Below are 5,514 nucleotides of genomic sequence, written 5' to 3'. Positions count from 1 at the left end.
TGTCTCGCCCCAACGTCTGCGTAACAATCGCAAATAAGGATCACTATTACGGAAGATACGATATTGGCCTGGCACTAATGAGTTGGTTTGATAGCTAACAATCTCAATCGGTGGACCCACGGTGACGTTACTGCGCATCGTAGAATCCATCGATACCATCGTTGCCCGAATCGCATCATCTTCCGGAGTATCTTCAACAATCACGCGGTCTAGCAGTGGCTTGCCGTATTTGATTTCACCAATTTGCAGAAATGGTGTCATGCCAGGGCAGGTTATATGGTTACCTTGTGAATACACCATAAAGATTTCAGGTGGGTCCATGCCAATTTGACCACCGATGATAAAAGTGGCCTCCGCATTAAACCCTGCACCCATCTGCGAATTGTTGTGTTTATTTTGCATCATCTGACTAACCCGTCCGACGTAGTCGGCGGCATCGGATAAGTACTTTACGGTATGTAAATTAGTTGCTTCGCTCTCGCGAATATCACGATTGATCTGCTGCACCACATCCTGAGTAGTGGCTAAGTTTCCTGCACTTAACAGCACAAACTGGCGCTCACCGGGTATGCCCCAGCTAAACATTTTACTGTAGGTGCTCACATGGTCTGGTCCGGCATTCGTTCTGGAGTCAGAAGCAAATACTAGGTGTGTGTTGGTTTTGATTGCAATGCAGTAAGTCATAGTGATGTGAGGTCTTTAGTTCTAAACTTTTAAACTATTTCTTCATGAGAGAGTAGCTTTAGGTGTATGATCGTTGCGCAAATTCAGATCGGCTTATCGTAATAAGCACTGGGTCTACAGGTATGAAATAGCCATTCGGAGTCTGTAAAAGAAAGGGGCTCCTTCGAAAGTGTTATTTTACACACAATTAGCTCATTTGGATTGAAATAATAATCTTTAAAATAATTTATTTGATGACAGCAGTGCTGTTTTAGCCTAATGCTGGCATATAACTTGCCTCATCTGTTATGTGATTCTTTCGGTAAAGATAGATAAACACACCGACCTGTCGCCAGTCTAAACAATAAGGATATCGTTCTATGAAGTGGAATTCCTATGATCCAACACAGTTTTTTGATGAAGTATTAGAGAAAGCCGACAAGCCTCGCCCGGTCGCGAAGGATTTGTTTGAGTATTTAGAGTCCCTCAACAATGATGAACTGCAGGATCGTAAGGCTTCAGCAGAGCGCTGTATTAAGGAAATGGGAGTTTCTTTCACCATCTATTCTGAAGGTAGCAATATCGACAGAGACTGGCCCTTCGATATTATCCCAAGACCGATTCCGGCGGATGAGTGGCAGAAAGTAGAAGCAGGTTTAAAGCAGCGACTCAAAGCGCTTAACATGTTTATCAACGATGTCTACAACGATCAGCAAATCATCAAAGATGGCATTGTGCCGCCGCATCTGATTGAAGGATCATCCAACTATTTAAAGGCTTGTCGGGGAATTACGCCACCTCATGGTGTGTGGGCTAATATTTCAGGCACCGATTTGGTGCGTGACGGTGAGGGCACATTCCGTGTATTGGAAGATAATTTGCGTGTGCCGTCCGGCGTGTCGTACATGATTGAGAACCGTCAGGTGACCAAACGAATCTTCCCGGAAATATTCGATTCTCAGAGCATTTCACCTGTTTCAGATTATCCGGTACACCTCTACGAAATGCTGGCTTCCTTGTCTCCGAGGGAACAGGAGCACCCGACCATCGTGGTGCTGACTCCCGGCATCTACAACTCTGCCTATTTTGAACATTCCTTTCTTGCACAAGAAATGGGCGCCAGATTGGTTGAAGGTCCTGATCTTTTGGTCGATACGGATGATTGCGTATACATGCGTACCGTCAATGGCCCACAGCGTGTAGATGTTATTTACCGCCGCGTTGATGACACCTTCCTTGATCCTGAAGTATTTAATAAAGGGTCAATGCTAGGTGTAAAAGGCATTATGCGTGCCTGGAAGAAGGGCAATGTTGCGATTGCCAATGCGCCGGGAAGTGGTGTGGCAGATGATAAAGCTGTCTATGCCTATGTGCCAAAGATGATCGAGTATTATCTTGGTGAACAATCTCTCTTGCCCAATGTGAAAACTTACCTCTGTCATATTGAGGAAGATTTAAATTACACATTGGCTAATTTGGAAAAGCTTGTCGTTAAACCTGTGAACGAGTCAGGTGGTTATGGTCTGTTAATTGGGCCAAGAGCCAGTAAAGAAGAGCTGGATAAATTCCGCAAACTAATCAAAGATGACCCGCGTAACTATGTATCCCAACCGACCTTGGATCTTTCTACCGCGCCAGTCATCATCGACAAAGGCCTTTCGTGCCGACATCTGGATTTGCGCCCTTTCATTCTGCAGGGCAAAGATTGCTGGGTGACTAAGGGGGGGCTGACTCGCGTTGCTATGGTGGAAGGGTCGCTCGTGGTGAACTCCTCACAGGGTGGCGGTAGTAAAGATACCTGGATTGTTGAAACCTGATTCCTCCAAAAATATCGCCAATGCTGAGCGCCGGGGCATTGTTTTCCGGTAGCCACAATAAAATTACATCAAGGATTCCGTTATGTTATCGAGAAATGCAGAGCGTGTTTATTGGCTGGGAAGATATATCGAGCGAACTGAAGACACCGCCCGACTCCTGAATGCCTTTACCCAAGTAATGCTGGATTTGCCGAAAACCAAAAAACTCGGCTGGAATGTGTTACTCAAAATTATGTCGGTCGAAAATTTGTTTCATGAGCATTATGAAGAAGTAAGCGAACATAATGTGTTTGAGTTTCTGGTTACAAACCCTGAGAACCCTGGTTCTTTGCGCTCGGCTGTCAGGGCAGCACGTGAGAATGCCAGAACATCAAAAGACCTATTCCCGCTGGAAGGCTGGGAGATGCTTAACGATCTGAATCTGCTGATGAAGCAGACCTCGGTCAGTGCAATTCGCCGGCGTGATCGTTTCCGCTTTTTAACGGAAGTTATTGGACGCTGTCAGCAATTTAATGGTTTGATCCAAAGCAGCATGAGTCGTAATCAGGCACATGAATTTTTGTCTCTGGGGATTCATATTGAACGAGCAGACATGACGTCGCGGACGCTGGATATTGCTGCCGGAATTTTATTGCGCAGGGGTGTTGAAGAGAGTACACACGATCATCATATTTGGATGGAAATACTCAAAGCGCAAAATGCTGTCGGTATGTACCGGGCTGCGAATGGGCCAAGAATTTCGCACGTCTCAGTGTTGCGTTTTGTGTTGTGTAACAATGATTTCCCTCGCTCAATTAAGTATTGCTTAGAGGAGCTGTCACAAATAGCGCTTAGCTTTCCATCGTATGAGACGTTCCTTGAGACATCTGACAAGCTAATGAAGAAGATGGACGCATACACTGAAAAAGACTTTGTTGTATCTGAAGATTTACGGGTTTCATTTGATGACATTCAATTAGGCCTAATTGACCTACACAATATTATTGCGAGCACATGGTTGTATCCGACCCAAAAGGTCGAAGGGCAAACACAGAGCCAGTCCGCTTAACTAAATTCTAAAGAGATTTTACGATGACGATTGAAGTCGCACTTAATCACAAGACAAGTTATGAATATGATCGTCCGGTGAGCTTATCACCGCATGTAATTCGTTTGCGGCCTGCTGCACACAGCCGCACACCGATTAAATCTTATTCATTAAAAATTGAGCCGGAAGATCACTACATCAACTGGATGCAAGATCCTTTTGGAAACTATGAAGCGCGTCTGGTATTTCCGGAGAAAACCAAGAAGTTCTCGTTTGAAGTGGATTTGATTGCTGATTTGACAGTAATTAACCCCTTTGAGTTTTTCGTCGAAGAGTATGCGGAGAATTATCCGTTTACCTACGAAAAGACTCTGAAAGCAGAGCTGGCGCCTTACCTGAGAAAGCGTAAAGCAGGTAAGAAACTCACTGCATGGCTTGAGAAAGTTGATCGCTCTGAAACTCGTATTCAGGATTTTCTGGTTCAGTTGAATCAGCGACTGGAAAAGGAGATCGGTTACAACATTCGCATGGAGCCGGGAGTTCAGACATTCGAGCAGACTTTAACCAAAAAAACGGGTTCCTGCCGTGATACTGCGTGGTTGTTAGTACAGATTTTGCGTCAGTTAGGGCTGGCTGCACGCTTTGTGTCTGGTTACTTAGTGCAATTAACATCAGATGAAAAATCATTGGATGGCCCGTCAGGCCCAGAAGAAGATTTCACAGACTTACATGCGTGGTGCGAGGTGTTTATTCCCGGTGCAGGTTGGGTTGGCCTTGACCCAACATCCGGACTATTCGCCAGTGAAGGTCACATTCCATTGGCTTGTACGCCAGACCCATACGGCGCAGCGCCGGTGACTGGTGGGATGGAAAAATGTGAAGTAACTAAGTTTGATTTCAGTAATACCGTGCAGCGCTTCTTTGAAGACCCACGTGTAACAAAGCCATACACCGAAACGCAGTGGGAGGCGATTAACGCCCTCGGCGAGCAGGTTGACAAAGACTTAGAAGCCGGTGACGTGCGTCTGACCATGGGTGGCGAACCGACTTTTGTATCCATTGATGATATGGAGCATGAGCAGTGGAATACGGGTGCGCTTGGTGAGCATAAACGTAAACTGGCAGGCGAACTATTCCTGCGGATGAATCAGCGTTTTGCCAAAGGCAGTCTGCTGCATTATGGGCAAGGGAAATGGTATCCCGGTGAAGAAATTCCACGCTGGGCACTCAGCTGTTACTGGCGTAATGATGACGTGGATATCTGGAAAAATCCTAAGCTGATCGCTGAAGATGGTGTGGATTATAAGCATGATGAAAAGACGGCGGAGAAGTTCTCCAGGCTGCTTACCAAACACCTTGGATTAGATGAGAAATACATTATTCCTGCCTTTGAAGACAAGATGTATTTCTTGTGGAAGGAGGGCAGTTTGCCGGTCAATCTGGACTCAGAGAAAGCCGATCTAAAAGACTCGCTGGAGCGTCAGGCGATCGCGCGGGTACTGACGCGTGGCTTGGATACACCGTCTGGTTTTGCGCTGCCAATTGCTTGGGATTACAACAAGCGGACTTGGCACAGTGCGCCTTGGCAGTTCAGAAACGACATCTTAACGCTGATACCGGGTGATTCACCGATGGGGCTGCGTTTGCCTCTGGGTTCGCTCCCTTGGCAGACGGAGGATGAGCGCGAAATCCAGCCTGAGTCCGATGGCATGGCAGAGCATGACGAGCTGGGTGCTTACGACAAGGTTGCTGAGAAGCGCTTTAAGAAATCTGAAAAGCCAAAGACCAAAAAAGCAATCGCGGAAGAGGCGCGTGAGGCGAAGAAACGAGCCAAAGAAAAGTTCTGGGTTGATGTGCCGCACACGGCAATGTCGATCGAGGCCCGTGAAGGTCGCTTATGTGTCTTTATGCCGCCAATGACTTATCTGGAGCATTATCTGGATTTGATCGCAGCGGTTGAAGCAACGGCTGAAAAGCTGGGAACACCAGTTCGTATTGAAGGTTATA

Annotated in this window: 4 protein-coding genes; 3 read left to right on the top strand and 1 reads right to left on the bottom strand. The window is 46.4% G+C overall.

All coding sequences use genetic code 11. The features are described from left to right. The coding region (locus DKW60_RS17685; protein ID WP_109838995.1) for a proteasome-type protease at nucleotides 1-684 on the bottom strand (684 nt) is incomplete at its 3' end. A gap of 359 nt (nucleotides 685-1,043) precedes the next feature. Between DKW60_RS17685 and DKW60_RS17680 the strand changes: the two genes are divergently transcribed. From DKW60_RS17680 to DKW60_RS17670, 3 genes are all read left to right on the top strand, one after another. Next, complete coding sequence (locus DKW60_RS17680; RefSeq protein WP_109838994.1) at nucleotides 1,044-2,480, top strand: circularly permuted type 2 ATP-grasp protein; 1,437 nt, start codon at nucleotides 1,044-1,046, stop codon at nucleotides 2,478-2,480. 82 nt (nucleotides 2,481-2,562) lie between these two features. Further along, nucleotides 2,563-3,528 carry an alpha-E domain-containing protein gene (locus tag DKW60_RS17675; RefSeq protein WP_109838993.1) on the top strand — a complete coding sequence of 322 codons (966 nt, stop codon included), beginning with the start codon at nucleotides 2,563-2,565 and terminating at the stop codon, nucleotides 3,526-3,528. Between the two features lie 23 nt (nucleotides 3,529-3,551). Next, nucleotides 3,552-5,514 (top strand): transglutaminase family protein (locus tag DKW60_RS17670; protein WP_181389768.1); only part of this gene is annotated, 1,963 nt, incomplete at its 3' end.

Source organism: Leucothrix pacifica (assembly GCF_003172875.1).
Lineage (GTDB): Bacteria > Pseudomonadota > Gammaproteobacteria > Thiotrichales > Thiotrichaceae > Leucothrix > Leucothrix pacifica.
This window is presented reverse-complemented; position numbering and strand designations above follow the sequence as displayed.

Excerpts from the sequence above, each read along its gene's own strand:
- DKW60_RS17675 (WP_109838993.1), top strand. The coding sequence starts at position 2,563 with ATGTTATCGAGAAATGCAGAGCGTGTTTATTGGCTGGGAAGATATATC.
- DKW60_RS17680 (WP_109838994.1), top strand. The coding sequence starts at position 1,044 with ATGAAGTGGAATTCCTATGATCCAACACAGTTTTTTGATGAAGTATTA.